Origin of the sequence: Paenibacillus sp. BK033 (genome assembly GCF_004345425.1) — a bacterium.
Classification (GTDB): domain Bacteria; phylum Bacillota; class Bacilli; order Paenibacillales; family Paenibacillaceae; genus Pristimantibacillus.
In genome coordinates this window covers 1,115,029-1,136,082 of the sequence record NZ_SLVP01000001.1, presented here as the reverse complement: position 1 = coordinate 1,136,082, position 21,054 = coordinate 1,115,029, and the positions used below count along the sequence as shown (strand labels likewise).

The following is a 21,054-nucleotide window of genomic DNA, read 5'->3' as shown; positions in this document are numbered from 1 at the left end:
ACTCTTCCCCTCTGAATCTATTTCATAATCTATAATTCTATCATATCGCGGGTCTATTTTCACCCGGACGACAAACGTATGTTCTGGAAGAAACGCTATCTTTCAAGAAAATATTGCAATCCCTTAAATGCCGAGTATAATACTAGGTAATAGGCGATCCGGATTGGAGGAACGGGTAATGACCACGGAAGAAACGCAATGGATTAACGATTATCTGGATTTATACAACTATGCCAAGCAAATCGGTGATCTGGAGTGGCAGCAGGAGATTACCCGTTCACTTGCCGCGTGGAAGGAACAAACAAACCAGCACGGTCTGTCGATGAAAGCCGCTGAGTTGTGGAGGAAGTTTGACGTCATCAACCGGAAGATGCTTGATCTTTACCGGCAATTGAGAAATTCCGATGATCCTTCCGATTTGAAAACGTTGCGGGAAGAGGTCTGGCTGCTGAAGCTTCAGCGTGTCGAACTAAGCCGGCAATTCAAAGAATCCTTCTAGCTAGGCGAACCGGCTACCTCCGTCCTTAGCGGAGAGCGTTTCAATCCGAAAAATTCTAAGCCGTGTAAGCCATGTTTGTAAGAAAAACTTATAAATACTTAGAATTAAAATAAAAAATCCCGCATGCGGATTTCCGCTCTGCCGGATTATGGGTTAGCGGACATGCAGTGAACTGCTCTGTCCGTTATGGAACCGCTGGGTGCAGTCGACTGCCTATCAGCGTTACTTTTCTATTATACACTTCTATCAATCGATTGAATATGTCTATTTTTCGAACAAGAAGCCGTATGGTTCCCCCTGGGATCCATACGGCTTCTTTCAGCTTTATTTGCTCCGCACTTCGAACACGGCAAATTTCAAATAATGCCCTTCCGACACGCCAAGCAGCTGCGGATGATCCTTGCCTGCAGCCCGCCACTCCACGAGGCGCAGCAGCTTTCCGGCGTCGGATGCCGCCTCCTGAATCGTCTCGAGGAACAAATCCGGCCGCATATGATACGAGCAGCTGGCCGTTACGAGATAACCGCCCTCGTTCACCAGCTTGAGGCCATGCAGGTTGATGTCCTTATAGCCGCGGCATGCTCCGGCCACTGCGCTCTTCGTCTTGGCAAAAGCAGGAGGATCCAGGATGACAACGTCCCAGGTACGGCCGTTGCCGCTAAGCGGCTTGGAAGTATCCGCGCCGGAGCGACTTCGCTCCGCGCGCTCTTCCACGCCTTTTACCTGCGTGCGCAAATAATCAAAGGCATCGGCCACGACAAATTCTACGCGGTCCGTAAAGCCATTGCGCTCCACGTTGCGGCGCGCCGTGTCGATAGCATGCTCGGATACGTCGAGACAGGTTACTTTTTTCGCCCCGTATTTGCAGGCATGAAGAGTAAAGCTGCCGGTATGGGCAAAGCACTCCAGCACGGTCGCACCGTCCCAATAAGGGAAGGTCACTTCTTTCCCGTTCGGGTTCACCGGTACAAGCCTCGTAACCTCCGTATCCGTATCAGCCGGACGATTCTCGAGGCGAATGCCGCTGCGCGCCCCCCAGCCCTTCATCAGGGGCTCGATAGAAGCGCGATTCTCGCGTTGATCGTAGAAATAGCCCGTCTTTTGACCTTCCACGATATCGACTTCCAGTTTAAGCCCATTCTCCTCAATTTCGAGAATGCGCGGGCACTCCCCATACAGCACTCCGGTGCGCAGCTCCAGCCCTTCCAGCTGTCTAACCCCAACGTCGCTCCGCTCGTAGATCCCTTTCGGCTGGAATACGTCGACAAGAGCCTCTATAATCGCTTCCCTACGGATATCCATTCCAAGCGTCAAAACTTGAATAACCAGCACGTCGGCAAAACGGTCTACCACAAGGCCGGGAAGAAAATCAGCCTCTCCATAGACCAGCCTGCAATCGCGGTCCTGCACGAACCGGATGCGATGCGCTTCGCATAAACGGAACTTTTCTCGGAAGAAGTCGGCGTCCATCTCTTCGAGCGGCTGATAGGAGACGACCCGAACCGTGATCTGGGACTTAGGATTATAATAGCCCGTCGCCAAATATTTGCCGTTTGATCCCACGACATCTACCAGAGCCCCCGGCCCCGCTTCCCCTTCCAGCTTTTCGATTTCATTTGCGTAAATCCACGGGTGGCCTGCTTCAAGACGTTTCCTGCGGCCCTTCTGCAGCCAAACTTTCGCTTTGCTCACTTCGTTAATCTCCCTCTCTGATCCTGGCTTGTCATGCTTGTCTGACCGTTTGCATATGTATCAACGATAACTTTTTATAAAAAGGAGAACCCTGCCATGCTCCATTCGATTCTTTTGCCAATGGCGATCGGCTTCACCATCTTTATTAGCGGGATGAAGCTGATGGAGCTTGCGCTGCACCGGTTGGCCGGCCCGTATCTGCAGCGTATTTTGCACCGTTCAACCGCGACCCCGATCCACGGCCTTGCCGTCGGCACGGCAACTACCGCCTTTCTGCAGAGCAGCACGGCCGTAACCGTAATTGCCATCGGACTCGTCAATGCAGGCCTGCTAACCTTTCCCCGTACGCTTGGCATTATCCTTGGAAGCAACATTGGCACCTGTCTGACGACCGAGCTGATCGGCCTGAGCTTAAATAAACTGTCTATTCCTTTGCTTCTGCTGTCGCTGGCCGGTTGGCTCGCGACCGTAATGCTGAACGAGCTTGGAATATGGCCCCAGGCCCGCTCGATCCGGCTGCTTGAGACGATCCGTTCCTCTGCCGTTGCCTTAGGCGGCTTCAGCCTGCTGCTTGCCGGGATGGCCATGATGCAGGCTATCGGTCCCGCCGTGCAGGAAAGCTCGATGTTCGGCTGGTTCCTGGAAAAATCAACAAGCAGCCTCTGGTGGGGATTAGCCGCCGGCGCGGTGCTGACAGCAATCGTCCACAGCAGTGCTGCTGTAATCGGTATTATTATGGGCTTTGCAGCCATCGGGGCAATGCCTCTCGAGCTAGGCGTAGCCGTTGTGCTCGGCGCGAATATCGGAACTTGCGCCACCGCGCTGCTCGCATCCTTCAGCGGATCAAAGTCCGGCCAATACGTAGCATGGTCCCATACCATCCTAAATGCAGGCGGCGCCGTGCTCTTCATGCCGTTCCTAGGAGAGCTATCGGCTGTATCCGAATGGTTCGCCCATTCCCCGGCCAGCCAAATCGCTCACGCTCAAACGATTTTCAATATTCTTAGCTCGCTGATGGCCTTGCCGTTCTGCTATTTGCCGGCCTTCCGCAAGCTGCCGGTCTAATCAAACTTTACGCCAAGCAAGCTGAGGGCTCCCGCTACAATCCGGTTATTATTCTCATAGCCCGACTGCTTCTGGCGTCTCCAGGCTTCAATCGGGTCAAACCATTCAACGCCGCGGATTTCTTCCACCTGTGCCTGAAGCGATCCGCCAACCGCTTCAACCAAATAATAATGAACCTCCTTATTGACGGTTCCCTTATTCGCATCCTGATATTGATACTTGATTTGGTCAATCGGTTTAACGATAACCCCGATCATGCCCGTTTCCTCGGCAATTTCCCTAAGCGCCGTTTGTTCGACCGTCTCCCCGGGCTCCATCTTGCCTTTCGGGAGCGACACTTTGCCATAACGGTCCTGAATCAGCTGAATTTGCAAAAGGCCAGCCTCGTTCCGGCGATAGACGACGCCTCCTGCCGAAATTTCCACCATTTCCGTTTCCCCCTTTTGCCTGCTTGACATTTGCATGCAACAACGAGGATTTCCCGCTTATTCCGATACTACAGAAATGAGCGAGAAATCCTCGTGCGTTATAGCTATCTCTAAGCTCTCATCGCTTCTGCCGGTACATCTTCAAGTACGCGGACAAGCTGAGCGCGGCATTCATTTACGCCGGCTTCTGTAATTTTCACGCGGCAAAGCTTGCCGACAAGCGCTTCGGTTCCTTCAAACACAACCTGAATATAGTTATCCGAGTAACCCATCACAAGCCCCGTACCGGGAGCGCCTTTGTAGTCACGCTCCGGAATGACGTCGAGTACGGCGCCAATATGCCGCTCGGCATAGGCAAGCTGCATTTTCTCGGACAGGTCAATCAGTTTATGAACGCGTTCGTTTTTCACTTCTTCATCCACTTGATCGTCCATGCGGGCCGCCGGCGTGCCCGTACGCTTCGAATACGGGAAGACGTGCATTTCCGAGAAGCCAACCTCTTCCATGAACTTATAGCCGTTCTCGAACATTTCTTCCGTCTCGCCCGGGAAACCAACGATAACGTCTGTCGTAATCGCTACGCCAGGCATCGCTTCGCGGATCCGTTTGAGCTTGGCTGCAAACTCGTCCGTCGTATATTTGCGGCGCATCCGTTTGAGCACGGAGGAATCGCCGGCTTGAAGCGGAATATGCAGATGGCGGCACATTTTGGTCGAACGGTTCAATACGTCGATCATCGCGTCGTCAATCTGGCTGGCTTCGATCGAGCTGATGCGGATTCGCTCCAGTCCATCGATCTTGTCCAGATCCCACAGGAGGTCAACGAGACGATAGTTCTCCATGTCGTCGCCATACCCGCCCGTATGAATACCGGTAAGGACGATTTCCTTGTAACCGGAAGCTACAAGCTGCTTCGCCTGCTCGAGCACGCTCTTCGGATCGCGGCTCCGCGAAAGACCGCGCGACCACGGAATAATGCAGAAGGTGCAGAAGTTATTGCAGCCCTCCTGAATTTTCAGGAAAGCTCGCGTACGCTCATTGAAATCCGGTACGTCCAGCTCCTCGAATTCGCGGGTCTTCATAATGTTGCGAACCGCGTTAACCGGCTGGCGGTCATCGTGAATCTGATTCACGAACGTCATGATTTTCTCGCGATCCTGCGTGCCGATAACCAGGTCTACCCCCGGAATGGCCATAATCTCTGCCGGAGACGTTTGGGCATAACAGCCCGTAACCGCAATAACCGCATTCGGATTACGGCGTACCGCGCGGCGGATAATCTGGCGGCTCTTCTTGTCGCCCGTATTGGTAACCGTGCATGTGTTGATCAGGTAGACGTCAGCCGTCGATTCGAAATCAACCTGCTCGTATCCTTCGTTTTTGAACAGCTGCCAAATGGCTTCCGTGTCGTAAAAGTTAACTTTGCATCCCAAGGTGTAAAATGCAACCGATGGCATAAATTTCTTACGCTCCTCCCATTTCTCCGGCCTCGTACAGCAAGCAGGTCAGCCCGACGATACCCGCGGTTTCCGTCCGCAGGATCCGCCTGCCAAGGCCTATGATAACGGCTCCAGCCGCCTCTGCCTCATCTGCTTCCCGTTCCGTAAAGCCGCCTTCGGGACCAACGATGAGCAGCACCTTCGGCTCGGCTGGCATTTGGCCAGCCTGCCTCCAGTTCGAAACGGCATCACGGATGCCCGTTCCCGCTGCTGCATCGCCTTCCCGTTCGTAACAAAATAACGCTAAATCAAACGTCGGTATAACTTCCTTCAGCTCGCGCCAGCTGCGCACCGGCTCGATCGCCGGCACGCGGCAGCGGTGCGACTGCTCCGCTGCTTCCTTGGCGATCTTGCCCCAGCGCTCCAGACGCTTCGCTTCCTTCTTGCCGTCATATTGGACGATCATCCGCTCAGACTGGAATGGCGCAAAAGCGTAAGCACCGATCTCGGTCCCCTTCTGGATGACCAGCTCCATCTTATCGCCCTTAGGCAGGCTTTGCGCGATAGTCACCGACCAGCTGGACTCGCTGTCCATGGGCAGCTCCTCCACAATGTCCGCCACAACCTCAGAAGAGGCAGCTTCCCGCACCGAAGCAAGCACTACGCGGGAAATGCCGTCGCTTGCGATAAACTTTTCTTCCGGCTTCATCCGCATCACGCGAACGGCATGGAAGGCATCTTCTCCTATTAAACGCACGCTAGAGCCGTCAAACTGCTCCGCTGCCACAAAATATCGCTGCATTGCGTCAGTCTAACCATCCTTCATAATAGCATGTTTCCGCCTTAAAAATCTATGAAATGCGGCTTAAAACAGCGGTTGGAATAAATTGAAAAAGAAATTGTATAACGGCTCCCACCAGCCGAGAATCGGATCAAGCGTCACCCGGCGAAGCGGCGGAATAAACACGAGCAGCAGGAAGATGTACATGCCCCACTGCACGTTTTGATCCATCTTGATTCTAGTCTTCAGCGGGACCAGATCCTGAATGATCCGGTAACCGTCGAGTGGCGGCAGCGGAATCAGGTTAAAGATAAACAATAGGAAGTTCAAATACATGAAATAAAAGAAAAAATGCTGTAGCGCCAAGTTAACGCCGTTAGAGCCTGCGTACATCAGACCCGTCTTATCCAGTATTAACACAATCAGAACGCCTAAGACGCCAAGCAGCAAATTGCTGATAGGACCAAGGGCCGATACGATAATCCCCATGAGACGCGGGTTTTTGAACCGGCTCGGGTTGATCAGAACAGGCCTCGCCCAACCGAAGCCCGCGATCAGAATAAGAATGGCGCCAAGCAGATCGATATGCACGCGCGGGTTGAGGGTTACTCTTCCCATTTCTTTAGGCGTATTATCGCCAAACTTGTAGGCGCTATAAGCATGCGCAAACTCATGCACCGTAAACGATATGATCAGGACCAGCGCAACAAACGGCAGATCCTCGATTGGATACGCTAAGAAATCATCCCAGCTCATTCATTCACCTGCGGCTTTCTCGCCACGAATGCAATCCAATCCTGATCGCGGCGCTTATCTACGATTTCAAAGCCCGACCGGAGCAGTCCTTCCTCCACGTCTGCTTCTTTGTTCATGTAAATTCCCGATGCGATATAAATGCCGTTAGGCTTAAGCGCCGCGAACACATCGTCGATAAAGAGCAGAATAATTTCCGCCAGAATGTTCGCAACTACCAAATCTACCGGTAGCGATACCGAAGTGGTTAGCGCATCCCGTTCGTTAACCGCGTGAACGACTTTGCCGCCCAGCACGCCCAGCAAATCGCTTTCCAGCACCTCGACATCGTCCTGCAGGCCGTTTAGCCTTACATTCTCCGTCGCGCTTGATACGGCTACCGGATCGAGATCAAGCGCCAATACGCGGCGTGCGCCCAGCCTCATCGCGCCGATTGCGAGAATACCGGAACCGGTACCCACGTCAATCACTTCTTCGTCGCCTTTAATAACGGATTCCAGCGTTTGAAGGCAAAGCGCGGTTGTAGGGTGCGTACCCGTACCAAAGGCCATGCCCGGGTCGAGTTCGATAATGTTCTCTCCGGCAGCCGGCTCGTATTCTTCCCATGTCGGCTTGATCGTCAGCCTTTCGGACACTTTAATAGGCTTGAAGTACTGCTTCCAAGCCGTTGCCCAGTCTTCTTCGTCGACGAGCTTAAACGAAATCTCGTAAGTACCGGGATCAATGCCGAATTCCTTTAACTGTTCAATCCGTGGCACAATCTGCAGCTTAAGCTCATTCATGTCCACGCTTTCCGTGAAGTAGCCCTTGATGACCGCTTGACCTTCCGGAATATCGTTGAGCGGCTTCTCGTACCATTGTCCCAGAGAAGTATCCCGCTCCTTGTTCAAAGTACCCGATTCTTCAATGGATACGCCGCCCGCGTCCATTTCATGCAAAAAGTTAGAGATCATCTCGATTGCCTGTTCCGTTGTCGAGATCGTAATTTCATGCCATTTCATATGTACTATAACCCTCCATTGTGAAAACTACCATCTATTGTACACTATTCATCATTTATGCACAAAAAAAGCGGCAAACACAAGGTTTGCCGCTTTCCGCGGTCAGCCGATCGTTCCGGTCTCGGGGCTGCCGCCAATCTGTTCGATCATATGAATGGCCCGTTCGACAATCTCTTCATCCACCGTCGCGGTGAGCAGACCGCTCTCGAACAACCCGTTCACTTCAAAGGCTCTTAGTGCTTGCAGCTTGCGGAGCGCTTCCTGGGCAGCGGCCGGCTCGCCAAAGTTCGCCCGGATCTCAACCTGCTGAGACATTACACGCCCTGCTCATTCTGAGCCCGAGCATCCGCTGCAGCGGCGCGCTGCTCCGCTTTTTTGTCGGCTTCGTCCGCAAGCTCTTCGGAGAACTCGACATCCTCGTTTTTGGCAACCGGCAAATCGCCAAAGTTTACTTTCTCCATGTAGCCTTTTTTCTCGTTCGTCATTTTTACGCAACTCCTTAAGTATAGTATAGGTCCATTACTTAAGTAGCATGTTGCATGAGATGCCGAACTATGCGCGGGGCGCAGAAAAAAACGTTCCGGGCTACTCGCCGCGGAACGCTTTCTTCATTTTTTCGAAAATCGATTCGTGATGCTCTTGGTTCTCTGCCGGCGACTCGCCGCCGATTCCGCCAAACTGGCGAAGAAGGTCCTTCTGTTCATCGGACAGCTTGGTCGGGGTCACAACCGTCACTTTGACGTGCTGATCGCCTTGGCCGTAGCCGCGAAGCTTCGGCACTCCTTTTCCTTTTAAACGGAAATAAGTACCCGTTTGCGTGCCTGCAGGAATTTTCAGCTTCACTTTCTCGGTCAGCGTAGGGATCTCGATCTCGTCGCCAAGCGCCGCCTGTACGAAGGTTAACGGCACCTCGCAGTAGATGTCGTCGTTCTCGCGCTCGAAGAATTCATGCGCCTTCACGCGGATCACGATGTACAAATCGCCTGCCGGACCTCCGCGGAGTCCGCCTTCGCCTTCGCCGGAGAGACGAATTTGAGCGCCGTCATCCACGCCCGCAGGGATGCGGACATTAATTTTACGCTGCTTTTTCACTCTGCCCGCGCCATGACAAGTTCCGCATTTCTCTTTAATCACTTTGCCCGAGCCGCCGCAATGCGAGCATGCCCGGCGATTGACCATACGGCCAAACGGCGTATTCTGGACAACCTCCTGCTGGCCGGAGCCATGACATACGGTACAGGTTTCCGGCTTGGTTCCCGGCTTTGCGCCGGAGCCTGCGCAAGTATCGCAAGATTCCGTGCGAGGAATCGTGATTTCCGTCTCTTTGCCAAACACCGCTTCCTTGAACTCGATCGTCATCGAATATTGCAGGTCATTGCCGCGCTGCGGCGCATTCGGGTCGCGGCGCCCGCCGCCACCGCCAAAGAACATGTCAAAGATATCGCCAAAGCCGCCAAAGTCACCATTTCCGGAGAATCCGCCAGCTCCGCCCATGCCTTGATTAGGATCAACGTGACCGAACTGGTCGTATCTCGCTCGTTGCCCGTCATCGCTCAGAACATCATAAGCTTCCTTTACTTCTTTAAACTTCGTTTCCGCGTCCGCTTCTTTATTGACGTCAGGATGGTACTTGCGCGCCAGCTGCCGGTACGCCTTCTTGATCTCGTCACCGGAAGCGCCTTTGCTTACGCCAAGCACCTCGTAATAATCGCGTTTATCTGCCAACTCATCTCACCTCCACCCATGTTTGCTGCAAAAACAGTCTATTCGCACAAGGAGGCCAAAGACAGGAAGACCCCGTCTTTGACCTCTCCCATTACAAGTTAAGTCTTATTTCTTGTTTTCGTCAACTACTTCATAGTCGGCGTCAACAACATTGTCTTTGCCGCGAGCGCCCGCGTCGGCTGCTTCAGCACCCGGTTCCGCGCCGCCTTGAGCAGCTTGAGCTTGCTCATAAAGCTTCACGGACAGCTGTTGAACGATTTCTGTCAGCTCGTCAGACGCTTGCTTGATTTGCTCGAGATCGTCAGTTGCAATCGCGTTTGTTACTTTCTCTTTCGCCGCGTTTGCTTTCTCGATTTCGGAAGCATCTACTTTATCGCCCAGATCCTTCAGCGTTTTGTCAACCGAGTAAACGAGTTGGTCTGCGCTGTTCTTCGCTTCAACAAGCTCGCGGCGTTTGCGATCCTCTTCCGCGTTCAGCTCGGCATCCTTCATCATTTTCTCGATTTCTTCATCGCTTAGGCCGCTCGAGGAAGTGATCGTGATTTTTTGGCTTTTGCCAGTGCCTTTATCCATTGCCGATACGTTAACGATACCGTTCGCGTCGATGTCGAAAGTAACTTCGATTTGCGGTACGCCGCGCGGAGCAAGAGGAATATCGTTCAGCGTGAAGCGGCCCAGCGTTTTGTTGCCGGCAGCCATTTGACGCTCGCCTTGCAGAACGTGAATCTCAACACCCGGCTGGTTGTCAGCGTAAGTGGAGAAGATTTGCGATTTGCTTGTAGGAATCGTTGTATTGCGGTCGATCATCTTCGTAAAGACGCCGCCTGCAGTCTCGATACCGAGGGACAATGGCGTAACGTCGAGCAAGACAACGTCTTTAACGTCGCCAGTCAATACGCCCGCTTGAACAGCTGCGCCAAGGGCAACCACTTCGTCCGGGTTAACGCCTTTGTGAGGCTCTTTGCCGATCAGCTTTTTAACCGCTTCCTGCACGGCAGGAATACGAGTCGAACCGCCTACAAGGACAACTTTATCGATTTCGCTCACGGACAGACCGGAATCGCTCAATGCTTGACGCGTAGGAGCCAGGGAACGCTCAACCAGGTGCGCGGACAATTCTTCGAATTTCGCGCGAGTCAGGTTCAGCTCCAAGTGCTGCGGTACGCCGTCAGCCATCGTGATGAACGGCAGGGAAATCGTTGTCGTCAGAACGCCGGAAAGCTCTTTTTTCGCTTTTTCGGCAGCGTCTTTCAAACGTTGCACAGCCGCCTTGTCTTTGGAGAGGTCAACGCCTTGCTCCTTCTTGAATTCGGACACCAGGTAATCGATAATCACTTGGTCGAAGTCGTCGCCGCCCAGCTTGTTGTCGCCGCTCGTTGCTTTAACTTCGAAGAAGCCGTCGCCAAGCTCGAGGATCGAAACGTCGAACGTACCGCCGCCAAGGTCGTATACGAGGATCGTTTGATCTTCGGATTTCTCGAGGCCGTAAGCCAGTGCCGCAGCCGTCGGCTCGTTGACGATACGGAGAACTTCCAGTCCCGCGATTTTGCCGGCGTCTTTCGTTGCCTGGCGCTGGCTGTCATTGAAGTAAGCCGGAACCGTAATAACCGCTTGCGTTACCGGTTGGCCCAGGTAAGCTTCAGCGTCGGATTTAAGCTTTTGCAGGATGATGGCCGAAATTTCTTGCGGCGTATATTCTTTGCCGTCGATCACTTCTTTATGATTGGTACCCATATGGCGTTTGATCGAGATTACCGTACGGTCAGGGTTTGTGATGGCTTGACGTTTCGCAGTTTCGCCTACGATACGCTCGCCGTCTTTTTTGAAGCCGACAACAGAAGGTGTTGTACGGTTGCCTTCGGGATTCGGAATAACGACGGCTTCGCCCCCTTCCATTACCGCAACGCAAGAGTTTGTTGTACCAAGGTCAATACCGATAACTTTACTCATCGTAAGTTTCCTCCTAAAGAAAATTGTGAAGCAATTTTCACTTCGTAAGCATCTACTTAGAAAATTGTGAAGCCATTTTCACTTCGTAAGCATCTACTTAGAAATTGTGAAGCCATTTTCACTTCGTAAGCATCTGCCTAGAACAATCTTATTTAAATTCCAGTAATCGGAATAATAATTAGCCGCTTACTTTAACCATAGCCGGACGCAGAACGCGATCCTTCAGGATGTAGCCCTTTTGCACTTCCTCTACGATGATGCCTTCTTCATGCTCATCCGATTCCACGGTCATAATCGCCTGGTGGTATTCAGGGTTGAACGGCTCGCCAACGGCATCCATCGCTTTCAGACCTTCCTGCTGCAACGTTTGTTCCAGCTGGCGGAAGATCATATCCACGCCTTTGGCAAGAGCTTCAAAATCCTGATTCGCTGTAGCCGCAGCAACAGCGCGCTCGAAATTATCGACAACCGGAAGCAGCTGGCCGATCAGCTTCATCGAAGCGTATTGCGCAAGATCTTCCTTTTCCTTTTGCGTACGACGGCGGAAGTTGTCGAAATCCGCTTGCGCGCGTAAGTATCGTTGCTGATTCTCTTCAGCCAGCTTTGTCAGTTCTTCAATGCGCGGATCTTCTTGCGCTTCGCTTGCTTCCTGCTGATCTGTTTGTTGTTCTTCTATAACCTCGTCAATTGTTTCGTTATGTTGGTCGTTACTCACCATATTCACCTCCTTAAAAGAATTGCGAAGCAATTCTTACTTCGTAAGCATAATCCTTAAAAGAATTGCAACTGGCGGTTCAGCGCCAGTTGTTTACGCGCCCCAAGCGCGTAAAATATGTTGCCTTTGCTCTTTCGCTGCGGTGCTGCGCGCCGGGCGCGGGAGAGCGGGGTATTGCCTGAAGAGCGCGAGCGCTCGCCTTTGAAAACGGGAATATTCCGCAGGAATCTAATCCACATTCCCGTTTTCAACAGCGACGGAAGGCAATACCCTGCTCGTACGCGCACAAGCCCCACAGCACCCGCCCAAACAGCAACAGAAGCCTATTTATAGAAGCGTCCCAATATATGTGCCATATCCTTCGAAATCACATCAAGAAGCGTGATCACTTTCCCGTATTCCATCCGTGTCGGTCCAAGAATGCCGATTGTGCCAAGCGATTGGCCGTCAATCTGATACGTAGCCGTAATCAAGCTGCAATTCGCGATTGCCTCATGGTCATTTTCTGTTCCAATCCGAACTTGTATACCCGACGGCGCGGCGGAAATCATTTTCATCACGGTTGGCGTTTCATCCAGCAAATCAAGAATCGTCTTCACCTTGTCGACGTCTTTGAATTCCGGCTGCGTAAGCATGTTTGTTGTCCCGCTGAGGAACACCCTCTGCTCCGAGTCGTTAGATAGCGCGCTGTCGAGAATGCCAAGCACTTCCTCGCAATGGTCAACGTAACGCTCAAGCTCCTGGCCTACCTCGGCGTAAAGCTTCGACTTCAGCCGTACGAGCGGAATACCGACCAGCTTGGCGTTTAAGATGTTTACGATCTTCTCCATCTCATCCATGCGGATGCCCGGCGGAACCGTAATGGTCCGGTTTTCCACATGGCCGGTATTGGTTACGATAATCGCAACCGCCGTCGACTCGTCCAGAGGCACCAGGTTAAAGTGCTTCAGCGAATTGCTGAACATTTCCGGTCCCAGCAGAATGGAGGTGTAATTCGTCAAATTGGACAAAATCATCGCGGCATGCTGGATAACCTGCTCCATTTGAATCATCTTCTCCGAGAAGAAGGAATGGGCCTGCTTCAAATCATTTTCGTTAATTTCATTCAGTTTCACGAGATGATCGACGTAATAACGATAACCTTTGGTTGATGGAATACGGCCCGCCGATGTATGAGGCTGCTCGAGGAAGCCTAACTCCTCCAGGTCAGCCATTTCATTACGGATCGTTGCAGGACTAAAGGCGACATCGCCGCGCTTCGATATGCTCCTGGAACCAACAGGCTCAGCCGAACGGATATAGTCGTCTACAATTGCATTCAGTATCATTCGCTGCCGTTCAGTCAACATTCGCATCCCTCCAAAACGATTATCGGATCTTCTCGTTAGCACTCATTAGGGCCGAGTGCTAATCATTAATACAAAAATACCAAACCCGCTTAAGCATTGTCAAGTCGGTTCCCTCTTTTCAGGCCTATGTCCTTCGATAAAAAATAAAAAAGGCCAGGCGATCAGCCCGGCCTTCGGAATATTAGTTTAACATTTTGAGCACGGCGATCTCGTCGCACGCATGCTGCTTCGGACAGTTCACGCAGTCTTTCCATACTTTCTCCGGAAAAATCTCTTTCTCCACAACGGTGAATCCGTTACGCAAAAAGAAATTCACGGCGTACGTAAGCGCCATAATCTTGGGAATCTGCTGTTCTCTTGCCTGCTCGACCAGGAAATCAACCAATTTATTTCCTATCTTTAGGCCTCTATATTCCTGGGACATGCCGAGGGAACGAATCTCTACAAGATCCTGACCAAGCCGCAGCAAGGAGCCGCAGCCAACGATCTTATCCCCGATCTCCGCAACGACAAACGTATCAATCTGACGCAATAACGACTCCCGGGTGCGCGGCAGCATGATTCCCTGTTCCGCATAGCCTTTAATGAGTTCGTACAAAGTTTCCACATCTTCCGGCGCTGCTTTTCTGCAAACTACCGTTAACTGTTCCGTTGCCTCCATGCTGCTTCGCCTCCACCCGGTGCATATAAATTCTATTGAATAAATATACAGCATGTCGCATGTTTTCTCAAGAACTATTTTTCCGAATTTTAGCCAGCCGCTTCTTCCTCTAAACCGATAAACGAGCCAAATACATCGTTGCCGAAAAGAACGCCTTTATCGGTCAATTTGTATATCGTGTCGCCATCCTCCCGGACCTTCTCCAGCAGGCCGTCTTTTAGAAGCTTCTCAATGATTGGACCGAATTTATCCTCCAGCTTCCGCCCCCCGAATTGAGCGGCGTAATCGGAAGCGCGCACGCCCTTGAGCAGCCGCAGCCCCACCATCATGAAGTCCTCCATCGCCTCGTACTCCGGAACAACGTTTTCTTCGAGGCGCGGCAGCTTGGTTTTTGTATAGTCGATAAAAGGCTGCACGCCCTTCACGTTTACATGGCGAAGTCCCCGGGCATAACCATGGGCGCCGGCTCCAAGCCCGTAATAAGGCTCGTTGCGCCAATACGTCGAGTTATGCCTGCTCTCGTACCCCGGCTTGGCGAAATTGCTGATCTCGTAATGAACGTAACCCGCCTGCTTCAGCCGGTCCATAAGCAAGGTATACATATTAAACTCTTCGTCTTCCGGAGGAAGAGGCAGCTCATCGCGTTGATACAGCTTGTGGAAGAGCGTATTTTCCTCCACCTTCAGGCTGTAAAGCGAATAGTGCGGCAGGTCAAGCGCCAATGCCTTATTAACGCTGTCCTCCAGCATCTCAACCGTTTGCTTTGGCAGTCCGAACATCAGGTCGATCGACAGATTCGTAAAGCCTGCGGCACGGGCATTTTCCAAGCTGCGGTATACATCGTCTACATTATGAATGCGTCCAATGCGCTCCAGCAGCCCGTTATCAAACGATTGCACGCCAAAGCTGATCCGGTTCACTCCTCCGGCAAACATGGCCGCCAGCTTCTCCGGGTCGGTCGTGCCAGGGTTTGCTTCCATCGTAAATTCCGCATCGTCGGCAAGGGGGAAATATTTCTTCACCGAAGCGAGAAACCGCTCCATTTGTGGCGGCGTCAGTACCGTAGGCGTGCCTCCTCCCACAAATACCGTATCGATTCTCTCCGGCGGTATTTGAGCAACCGTGAGCGCCATTTCCCTCTCCAAAGCGTCGAGATATTCGTCCACAGGCTGTCCCTTTAGTACATACGACGTAAAATCGCAATAATGACACTTGTTCGTGCAAAACGGGATATGAATATAAAGCGCCTTCGGCGCGTAATTAATCATTTCAATTTCCTCCTATAAAGAATCGCGAAACAATTCTTACATCGTAAGCGATCACTATTTCCCCTAATAAAAAATCGACAGGACCAAGGAGAGCAAGCTCCTTAGTCCTGTCTTTCGTTGACCGTGAGTTTCGGCGGCGGGGTAAAGGGTATCTCCTGGAGGAGCGAAGCGCCCGCCTTTGCCGCATTTTTTTCAATCGAATCAAATTGTTCAAAGAAAAAAATCGGCAACAGCGGCTGCAAGGAGATACCCTGTCCCCTTCCGCCCAACTCACGACTACGCGGGCAGTGGCTAAGGAGCAGCCCGCTCTTAGTCCTCGTCGATTTTCAGCACCGCCATGAAGGCCTCCTGAGGCACCTCTACGCTGCCGACCTGCTTCATCCGCTTCTTGCCTTCCTTCTGCTTGTCGAGAAGCTTCCGTTTACGGCTGATGTCGCCGCCGTAACACTTGGCAAGGACGTTTTTGCGCATCGCTTTAACGGTCTCGCGCGCAATAACCTTTGTCCCGATGGAGGCCTGTACCGGCACCTCGAACATTTGGCGCGGGATCAGCTCTTTCATCTTCTGGCAAATACCGCGTCCGCGATGGTAAGCGCGGTCGCGGTGAACGATAACGGACAGGGCATCGACCTGCTCGCCGTTCAGCATAATATCCATCTTCACCAGATTCGATCTGCGGTAGCCCGACAGCTCGTAATCAAACGAAGCGTAACCTTTGGTGCTTGATTTCAGCTGGTCGAAAAAGTCGTAAACAATCTCCGAGAGCGGAATTTCGTAAGTAAGCGTAACCCGGTTCGTATCCAGGTACTCCATGTTCACGAACTCGCCGCGTTTGCTTTGGCATAGCTCCATGATCGCGCCTACGAAATCATTAGGGACGATAATCGATGCTTTTACATACGGCTCTTCCACATATTCCAGCTTGCCCGCTTCCGGGTAATTGGATGGATTGTCGATATCGAGAACCGTTCCGTTCGTCAGCGTTACGCGGTAGATAACGCTTGGAGCCGTTGTAATAAGCGGAATATTGAACTCGCGTTCAATGCGCTCCTGGATGATCTCCATATGCAGGAGGCCAAGGAAGCCGCAGCGGAAGCCAAAGCCGAGCGCCGTCGATGTTTCCGGCTCGTATCGGAGCGACGCATCGTTAAGCTCAAGCTTCTCGAGCGCTTCGCGCAGATCGTTATAGTCCTGCGTCTCGATCGGATACAGACCGCAATAAACCATCGGGTTGATCTTGCGGTAACCAGGCAAAGCTTCCTGAGCCGGACGTTTCGCTTCCGTTACCGTATCGCCGACGCGCGTATCCTTTACGTTCTTGATGCCGGCAACGATAAAGCCTACATCGCCAACGGCAAGCTCGTCCACGATACCCATCCGAGGCTTGAATGCGCCAACCTCGATCACTTCAAACTCGGCGCCGGTTGCCATAAAGCGAATTTTCTTGCCGGCCTGGATGCTGCCGTCGATAACGCGCACATACACGATAACGCCTTTGTACGGATCGTAATGCGAGTCGAAAATAAGCGCTTTAAGCGGCTCATCCGGATCACCGGTCGGAGCAGGCACCTTCTGTACCACTTGCTCCAAAATTTCTTTAATGCCAATCCCCGCTTTGGCGGAAGCCAGAACCGCGTCGCTCGCGTCAAGACCGATAACATCCTCGATCTCTTGTTTCACGCGCTCGGGCTCGGCGCTTGGCAGGTCGATTTTATTAATAACCGGAAGAATCTCCAGGTTGTTGTCAAGCGCCAGATACACGTTGGCAAGCGTTTGCGCTTCAATGCCTTGCGCCGCATCGACTACAAGCAGAGCGCCTTCGCAAGCGGCCATACTGCGGGATACTTCATACGTGAAATCGACATGCCCCGGCGTATCGATCAGGTTAAGCAAATATTCTTCGCCGTCGTCCGCCTTATAAGTAAGGCGCACAGCCTGCAGCTTAATGGTGATGCCGCGTTCCCGCTCAAGATCCATCTGGTCGAGAACCTGATCTTGCATCTCGCGCGAACTTAACGCTCCGGTAAATTCAAGAATACGGTCAGCGAGCGTCGACTTCCCGTGGTCAATATGTGCAATAATCGAGAAATTCCTAATTTTCTTTTGCCGGTCACGAACGTCAGTCATGCCTAACCCCCACACAATCCAATATAGCTAATCATTCTTTCCATTATATCAGCTATATGGTATACCAGCAATGAGGATACGGCAAGATGCCCGGCTGTCTATCCGGTAACCGAACCAAATAAAGAAGCGATAAACCGAATCCCGCTATTGGAGACGGACTGCAGAAGGCCAGCCGTACCGTCGGCTACCTTGTTCACCGTTGGTTCCCCGGAGTCCGACGATAGGCCGGGAAGCCGCTCATGCCGCGCGTTTTGCTCCGCGATTTTCCGGACTTCCTTCAATTCCTTCTCGAGCTCGGCGATTTTCCGGTCGGCTTCCGTGGACAATCCGCCGCTCTTCACGGTTGGCGATTCCTCATCGGAAGCAGCCAGATTGTACCGGTCGTCCTCCGATACAATCGAGGAAGAATTGTTCTTCTCGATTGGTCCGTATATGCGTTCAATGCCTGACGAAGACATTTCGATGCCATACAGCGCAATAAATACTAGCACGCCTCCAAGCAATATCCATTTGAATGCGCCTTTCATCTCTTCCAGCCCCTTTTTAGCCAGGCGAGGCTGCCGCAGCAGCCCTCGCCAGAAGCTTGATTATTTCGATGCGGATACCCTCTCCGCATCCCAGTAAATATCCGCAATGACTTTCGCCAATACATTCGCTGTCCGGTAGCTCTCGGCCAAGGTGTTGTCCACCCCGCCGATCTCGATCAATACGCTGTCTTCGGCTAGCGATTGGTTGTACTCGCCGTTGCCGGTTGCCGTGGTCTTGCCCAAGATCCCTCGGGAAAGCCCGGGATATCGCTTCTCCAGAACGTCGTGAATTTGGGTTGCGAATTCGGCGTTCTTTTTCCAGTTCGGGTTCTTGTGACCGATAATAAAATAGACTTGAGCGTAGCTTTTGCCGTTTATATCCACGGTAGTTGTTTTGCGTCTGCCCGAATCGCGGTGGATGTCGAAGAAAAATTTCAGCTTTTTATTGCTTGCGATAGCTTCCTGCACGGTTTTTTTCGAGTATTTGTATGAATAATTCCAATCGTAGCCCGGCACCGTCGTCGGGTAATCCTCATCCGAATGCGTAGTGCCCACGCCCAAATCCTCCAGCTTCTCGGCCAGACGTTCGCCTACCAGCGTAATATTTTTGGAAGCCGAGTTGGCATCCCCGTTCTTGTCCGCAATCTCCGGATACCAGGATTCCCGGCTATGCGAGTGATAGATAAAGACCACCTTGTCTTTCCCCGTCGTATGCGATCCCGCATCATCCGGCGATTGCGTGGGTGTCGGTTTCTCCGTGGGAGTTGGCGTTGCCGCCGGCGGCTCCGGAGTATCCGCAGGCTCGTTGCCCCCGCCCGTATTGTCCGGACCATGGTCGTCGCCATTGGCTGAGCCCGTATCATCACCCGGAATCGGGATATTATCTTCCGGCCACACATTCGGATCCGTACCGACTCCTCCTGCGATTAGGAATGGCGAATCCGCATCCATACCCGGAATTTCACCGGCGACAAGGCTTCTTGGATCTCCAGGATTAACGTTCGTCATCAAACGGAGGATAAAGCTGCTAATCTGCGTGCCAGACAACTCCTCGCCCGATTTGGTGCTCTTGAACTGAGGCATCTCCATCTCTAGCATATCCCCAAAAAAACCGCTTGAAACAGATGCCGCGAAACCGGACATGGAAGATACCGGCGCGGCAAGCGAATGCTGCTGGGCCATCCCCGCTATCCCTATCGCCACGAAAAACAGCATGGAGCTTATCGATAACACCGCGAAGGTTTTTCCGGTTACAAGCAGCCGGCGAATCCGTTTGCTCCCGCGTGTCAGATCAAACAACATGATGGTTCTTTTCATTTCGAGTTCTACCTCCCGCTTCTTCGTTGCTCATCTGTTACTAATCTATGAGACAAGAAGGTTTGATAGAACCGAATCGAATTAATAGATTCGCGAGTTTTGATAGATTAAGAGATTCAGGCACACGTACATGGCTGCGCCGATCTTAGGAGGAATTAAAAAAAGCCCTTGAGGCCGCTTTCGCCCCAAGGACTTTGGATGAAGCTCAATGCGTATAAGCGGCAACGTTATCGGTGTCGACGGCCTCATGAAGGGAAGCGTTCAAGCCGCTTGCGATAATGTTGGCGATATCTTCAATAAACTCGTCGATTTCCTTCGGAGTCACAAGCAGATCATGACCAACCGGATTAAGCACTTCTTTGACAAGCTGCAGACGCTCCGCTTCGCCCATCTGGTTCATTAGACCAAAAATCTGATCGTTATTGGCGTTGTTCGCGGCCATATGGTTCCTCATCAGTTCAATCGTATGGTTCACGATCGTAGAGGCATATACAACCGTCGGAACGCCGATTGCAATAACCGGAATGCCCAAAATCTCCTTTGTCAGGCCTTTCCGTTTATTGCCGATCCCCGAGCCCGGATGAATGCCGATGTCCGCGATCTGAATCGTCGTGTTCACGCGGTCCAGGGATTTGGAAGCCAAAGCGTCAATCGCGATAATAACGTCGGGACGCGTTTTCTCCGCGATGCCCTGCACAATCTCGCTGGACTCGATGCCGGTAATCCCGAGTACGCCTGGAGCGACCGCGCTAACGGCACGGTATCCCGGCGCAACCTGATCCGGCATCAGCTCGAAGAAATGACGCGTAACCATTACGTTCTCTACGACTAGAGGGCCCAGCGCATCCGGCGTCACGTTCCAGTTGCCAAGTCCAACGATAAGCACCTTTGCCGTCTTGCCTATGCCAATCCGCTCCAGGAACGTCTCGAAATGCTTGGCGAAATGCGTAGCGACCCGGTCCTGGAGCTCGGTATCCTGCTTGCGGAGTCCTGGAACCTCAATCGTAACGTAGCGGCCCAACACTTTGCCGATCGCGCGGGAGCCCTGCTCATTCTGCACATGCAGATGAGTAATCGTGATGCCGTCATCTTCGGTCGTTTCCGAATGAATGCCCGGGATCGGGCCGCCCCCGCCAAGCTGCTCCGCGATTTCTTTTGCCTCAAGCGCCAGGTCGGTTCGAATGTTATACTGCTGCAAATCAAGTTCGGTCATCTATCCATTCTCCCTTCAAAGCCATGCCATTCTCTCCAGCTTATTGTTCGCAAGGGAGACAATTTCATACTTTTGCCCTGATGAGCAAAAATGGCAGGACAGGCTCGCTATTGCTTTTCATGAGAGTGCATGGTAATATATTTTAAGTTGTGTTACCTAGACTTACCGCGTACGCTTTTTGTTTGCTTACGCAAACTTTGTAGGAGGTGAAACTCGATGCCAAACATTAAATCCGCAATTAAACGCGTTAAAACGAGCGAAAAACGCCGCGCTTTGAACGCTTCCCAAAAATCCGCGCTTCGTACGGCTGTTAAATCTGCTGACCAAGCTATCGCTGGCACTGATGTAGAAGCAGCTAAAGCTGCTCTGGTCGCTGCAACGAAAAAATTGGACAAAGCGGTTACTAAAGGCCTGATTCATAAAAATGCGGCTTCCCGCAAAAAATCTCGTCTTGCTAAAAAGCTGAACGCTCTGTCGGCTCAAGCTTAATAAACCGCAAACAAATGAACGGCTTCGCTTAGGCGAAGCCGTTTTTGATTGGTCA

22 protein-coding genes are annotated in these 21,054 nt (G+C 52.2%); 3 read left to right on the top strand and 19 right to left on the bottom strand.

The annotated features are described in order from the left end of the window. Positions 1-178 precede the first annotated feature (178 nt). Positions 179-499, top strand: coding sequence for a hypothetical protein (locus EV294_RS04970; RefSeq protein ID WP_132304370.1), 321 nt, complete (start codon positions 179-181; stop codon positions 497-499). 324 nt (positions 500-823) lie between these two features. Here EV294_RS04970 and EV294_RS04965 read toward each other — a convergent pair whose 3' ends face one another. Next, positions 824-2,191: a class I SAM-dependent rRNA methyltransferase gene (locus tag EV294_RS04965; protein WP_132304368.1), complete on the bottom strand. Its 1,368-nt coding sequence runs from the start codon at positions 2,189-2,191 to the stop codon at positions 824-826. A gap of 96 nt (positions 2,192-2,287) precedes the next feature. On the opposite strand from EV294_RS04965, the gene EV294_RS04960 reads away from it, so the two are divergent. Beyond that, a complete protein-coding gene (locus tag EV294_RS04960; protein WP_132304366.1) occupies positions 2,288-3,256 on the top strand; it encodes a Na/Pi cotransporter family protein in 969 nt (322 codons plus the stop codon). Here the strand turns inward: EV294_RS04960 and EV294_RS04955 are convergent. The 18 genes from EV294_RS04955 to gpr all read right to left on the bottom strand — a co-directional run bounded on the left by EV294_RS04955 (position 3,253) and on the right by gpr (position 20,510). Further along, positions 3,253-3,684, bottom strand: a complete 432-nt coding sequence (locus tag EV294_RS04955; RefSeq protein ID WP_132304364.1) for an NUDIX hydrolase — start codon at positions 3,682-3,684, stop codon at positions 3,253-3,255. The genes EV294_RS04960 and EV294_RS04955 overlap by 4 nt on opposite strands. A gap of 110 nt (positions 3,685-3,794) precedes the next feature. Then, positions 3,795-5,141, bottom strand: coding sequence for a tRNA (N(6)-L-threonylcarbamoyladenosine(37)-C(2))-methylthiotransferase MtaB (mtaB, locus tag EV294_RS04950; protein WP_132304362.1), 1,347 nt, complete (start codon positions 5,139-5,141; stop codon positions 3,795-3,797). 7 nt (positions 5,142-5,148) lie between these two features. Beyond that, positions 5,149-5,925, bottom strand: a complete 777-nt coding sequence (locus EV294_RS04945) for an RsmE family RNA methyltransferase (protein WP_132304360.1) — start codon at positions 5,923-5,925, stop codon at positions 5,149-5,151. A 63-nt stretch (positions 5,926-5,988) separates the two neighbouring features. Then, positions 5,989-6,660, bottom strand: coding sequence for a site-2 protease family protein (locus EV294_RS04940; RefSeq protein WP_132304358.1), 672 nt, complete (start codon positions 6,658-6,660; stop codon positions 5,989-5,991). After that, complete coding sequence (gene prmA / locus EV294_RS04935) at positions 6,657-7,658, bottom strand: 50S ribosomal protein L11 methyltransferase (protein WP_132304356.1); 1,002 nt, start codon at positions 7,656-7,658, stop codon at positions 6,657-6,659. The genes EV294_RS04940 and prmA overlap by 4 nt, the downstream gene beginning before the upstream one ends. A gap of 102 nt (positions 7,659-7,760) precedes the next feature. Continuing rightward, on the bottom strand, positions 7,761-7,973 hold the full coding sequence (locus EV294_RS04930) for a hypothetical protein (protein ID WP_015843811.1): 213 nt from the start codon (positions 7,971-7,973) through the stop codon (positions 7,761-7,763). Next, positions 7,973-8,143: a YfhD family protein gene (locus EV294_RS04925; RefSeq protein ID WP_132304354.1), complete on the bottom strand. Its 171-nt coding sequence runs from the start codon at positions 8,141-8,143 to the stop codon at positions 7,973-7,975. The genes EV294_RS04930 and EV294_RS04925 overlap by 1 nt, the downstream gene beginning before the upstream one ends. A gap of 100 nt (positions 8,144-8,243) precedes the next feature. After that, a complete protein-coding gene (dnaJ, locus tag EV294_RS04920) occupies positions 8,244-9,383 on the bottom strand; it encodes a molecular chaperone DnaJ (protein WP_132304352.1) in 1,140 nt (379 codons plus the stop codon). A 105-nt stretch (positions 9,384-9,488) separates the two neighbouring features. Further along, on the bottom strand, positions 9,489-11,333 hold the full coding sequence (dnaK, locus tag EV294_RS04915; RefSeq protein WP_132304350.1) for a molecular chaperone DnaK: 1,845 nt from the start codon (positions 11,331-11,333) through the stop codon (positions 9,489-9,491). Positions 11,334-11,511: 178 nt separating this feature from the next. Then, a complete protein-coding gene (gene grpE / locus EV294_RS04910; RefSeq protein WP_132304348.1) occupies positions 11,512-12,051 on the bottom strand; it encodes a nucleotide exchange factor GrpE in 540 nt (179 codons plus the stop codon). Positions 12,052-12,371: 320 nt separating this feature from the next. Continuing rightward, positions 12,372-13,397 carry a heat-inducible transcriptional repressor HrcA gene (gene hrcA / locus EV294_RS04905; RefSeq protein ID WP_132304346.1) on the bottom strand — a complete coding sequence of 342 codons (1,026 nt, stop codon included), beginning with the start codon at positions 13,395-13,397 and terminating at the stop codon, positions 12,372-12,374. 181 nt (positions 13,398-13,578) lie between these two features. Next, the gene (locus EV294_RS04900) at positions 13,579-14,058 is read right to left on the bottom strand and encodes an N-acetyltransferase (RefSeq protein WP_132304344.1); all 480 of its coding nucleotides are present in this window, start codon (positions 14,056-14,058) and stop codon (positions 13,579-13,581) included. A gap of 89 nt (positions 14,059-14,147) precedes the next feature. Further along, entirely contained in the window at positions 14,148-15,326 is a 1,179-nt protein-coding gene (hemW, locus tag EV294_RS04895; protein WP_132304342.1) for a radical SAM family heme chaperone HemW, read from the bottom strand. A gap of 101 nt (positions 15,327-15,427) precedes the next feature. Beyond that, the gene (locus EV294_RS30225) at positions 15,428-15,568 is read right to left on the bottom strand and encodes a hypothetical protein (RefSeq protein ID WP_165930580.1); all 141 of its coding nucleotides are present in this window, start codon (positions 15,566-15,568) and stop codon (positions 15,428-15,430) included. A 67-nt stretch (positions 15,569-15,635) separates the two neighbouring features. After that, positions 15,636-17,453 carry a translation elongation factor 4 gene (gene lepA / locus EV294_RS04890; protein WP_132304340.1) on the bottom strand — a complete coding sequence of 606 codons (1,818 nt, stop codon included), beginning with the start codon at positions 17,451-17,453 and terminating at the stop codon, positions 15,636-15,638. A gap of 98 nt (positions 17,454-17,551) precedes the next feature. After that, complete coding sequence (locus EV294_RS04885; protein ID WP_132304338.1) at positions 17,552-17,980, bottom strand: hypothetical protein; 429 nt, start codon at positions 17,978-17,980, stop codon at positions 17,552-17,554. A 60-nt stretch (positions 17,981-18,040) separates the two neighbouring features. Next, positions 18,041-19,297 carry a stage II sporulation protein P gene (locus EV294_RS04880; protein WP_132304336.1) on the bottom strand — a complete coding sequence of 419 codons (1,257 nt, stop codon included), beginning with the start codon at positions 19,295-19,297 and terminating at the stop codon, positions 18,041-18,043. A 205-nt stretch (positions 19,298-19,502) separates the two neighbouring features. Further along, positions 19,503-20,510, bottom strand: a complete 1,008-nt coding sequence (gene gpr, locus EV294_RS04875) for a GPR endopeptidase (protein ID WP_132304334.1) — start codon at positions 20,508-20,510, stop codon at positions 19,503-19,505. Between the two features lie 216 nt (positions 20,511-20,726). Here gpr and rpsT point away from each other — a divergent pair, with 216 nt between their 5' ends. Continuing rightward, a complete protein-coding gene (gene rpsT / locus EV294_RS04870) occupies positions 20,727-20,999 on the top strand; it encodes a 30S ribosomal protein S20 (protein ID WP_127496425.1) in 273 nt (90 codons plus the stop codon). Positions 21,000-21,054 lie beyond the last annotated feature (55 nt).

Bases quoted from the DNA above. Each gene is read 5' to 3' on its own strand.
- EV294_RS04970 (WP_132304370.1), top strand. From the start codon at position 179: ATGACCACGGAAGAAACGCAATGGATTAACGATTATCTGGATTTATAC.
- EV294_RS04960 (WP_132304366.1), top strand. From the start codon at position 2,288: ATGCTCCATTCGATTCTTTTGCCAATGGCGATCGGCTTCACCATCTTT.
- EV294_RS04955 (WP_132304364.1), bottom strand. From the start codon at position 3,684: ATGGTGGAAATTTCGGCAGGAGGCGTCGTCTATCGCCGGAACGAGGCT.
- mtaB (WP_132304362.1), bottom strand. From the start codon at position 5,141: ATGCCATCGGTTGCATTTTACACCTTGGGATGCAAAGTTAACTTTTAC.
- EV294_RS04945 (WP_132304360.1), bottom strand. From the start codon at position 5,925: ATGCAGCGATATTTTGTGGCAGCGGAGCAGTTTGACGGCTCTAGCGTG.
- EV294_RS04940 (WP_132304358.1), bottom strand. From the start codon at position 6,660: ATGAGCTGGGATGATTTCTTAGCGTATCCAATCGAGGATCTGCCGTTT.
- prmA (WP_132304356.1), bottom strand. From the start codon at position 7,658: ATGAAATGGCATGAAATTACGATCTCGACAACGGAACAGGCAATCGAG.
- EV294_RS04930 (WP_015843811.1), bottom strand. From the start codon at position 7,973: ATGTCTCAGCAGGTTGAGATCCGGGCGAACTTTGGCGAGCCGGCCGCT.
- EV294_RS04925 (WP_132304354.1), bottom strand. From the start codon at position 8,143: ATGACGAACGAGAAAAAAGGCTACATGGAGAAAGTAAACTTTGGCGAT.
- dnaK (WP_132304350.1), bottom strand. From the start codon at position 11,333: ATGAGTAAAGTTATCGGTATTGACCTTGGTACAACAAACTCTTGCGTT.
- grpE (WP_132304348.1), bottom strand. From the start codon at position 12,051: ATGGTGAGTAACGACCAACATAACGAAACAATTGACGAGGTTATAGAA.
- hrcA (WP_132304346.1), bottom strand. From the start codon at position 13,397: ATGTTGACTGAACGGCAGCGAATGATACTGAATGCAATTGTAGACGAC.
- EV294_RS04900 (WP_132304344.1), bottom strand. From the start codon at position 14,058: ATGGAGGCAACGGAACAGTTAACGGTAGTTTGCAGAAAAGCAGCGCCG.
- hemW (WP_132304342.1), bottom strand. From the start codon at position 15,326: ATGATTAATTACGCGCCGAAGGCGCTTTATATTCATATCCCGTTTTGC.
- lepA (WP_132304340.1), bottom strand. From the start codon at position 17,453: ATGACTGACGTTCGTGACCGGCAAAAGAAAATTAGGAATTTCTCGATT.
- EV294_RS04885 (WP_132304338.1), bottom strand. From the start codon at position 17,980: ATGAAAGGCGCATTCAAATGGATATTGCTTGGAGGCGTGCTAGTATTT.
- EV294_RS04880 (WP_132304336.1), bottom strand. From the start codon at position 19,297: ATGAAAAGAACCATCATGTTGTTTGATCTGACACGCGGGAGCAAACGG.
- gpr (WP_132304334.1), bottom strand. From the start codon at position 20,510: ATGACCGAACTTGATTTGCAGCAGTATAACATTCGAACCGACCTGGCG.
- rpsT (WP_127496425.1), top strand. From the start codon at position 20,727: ATGCCAAACATTAAATCCGCAATTAAACGCGTTAAAACGAGCGAAAAA.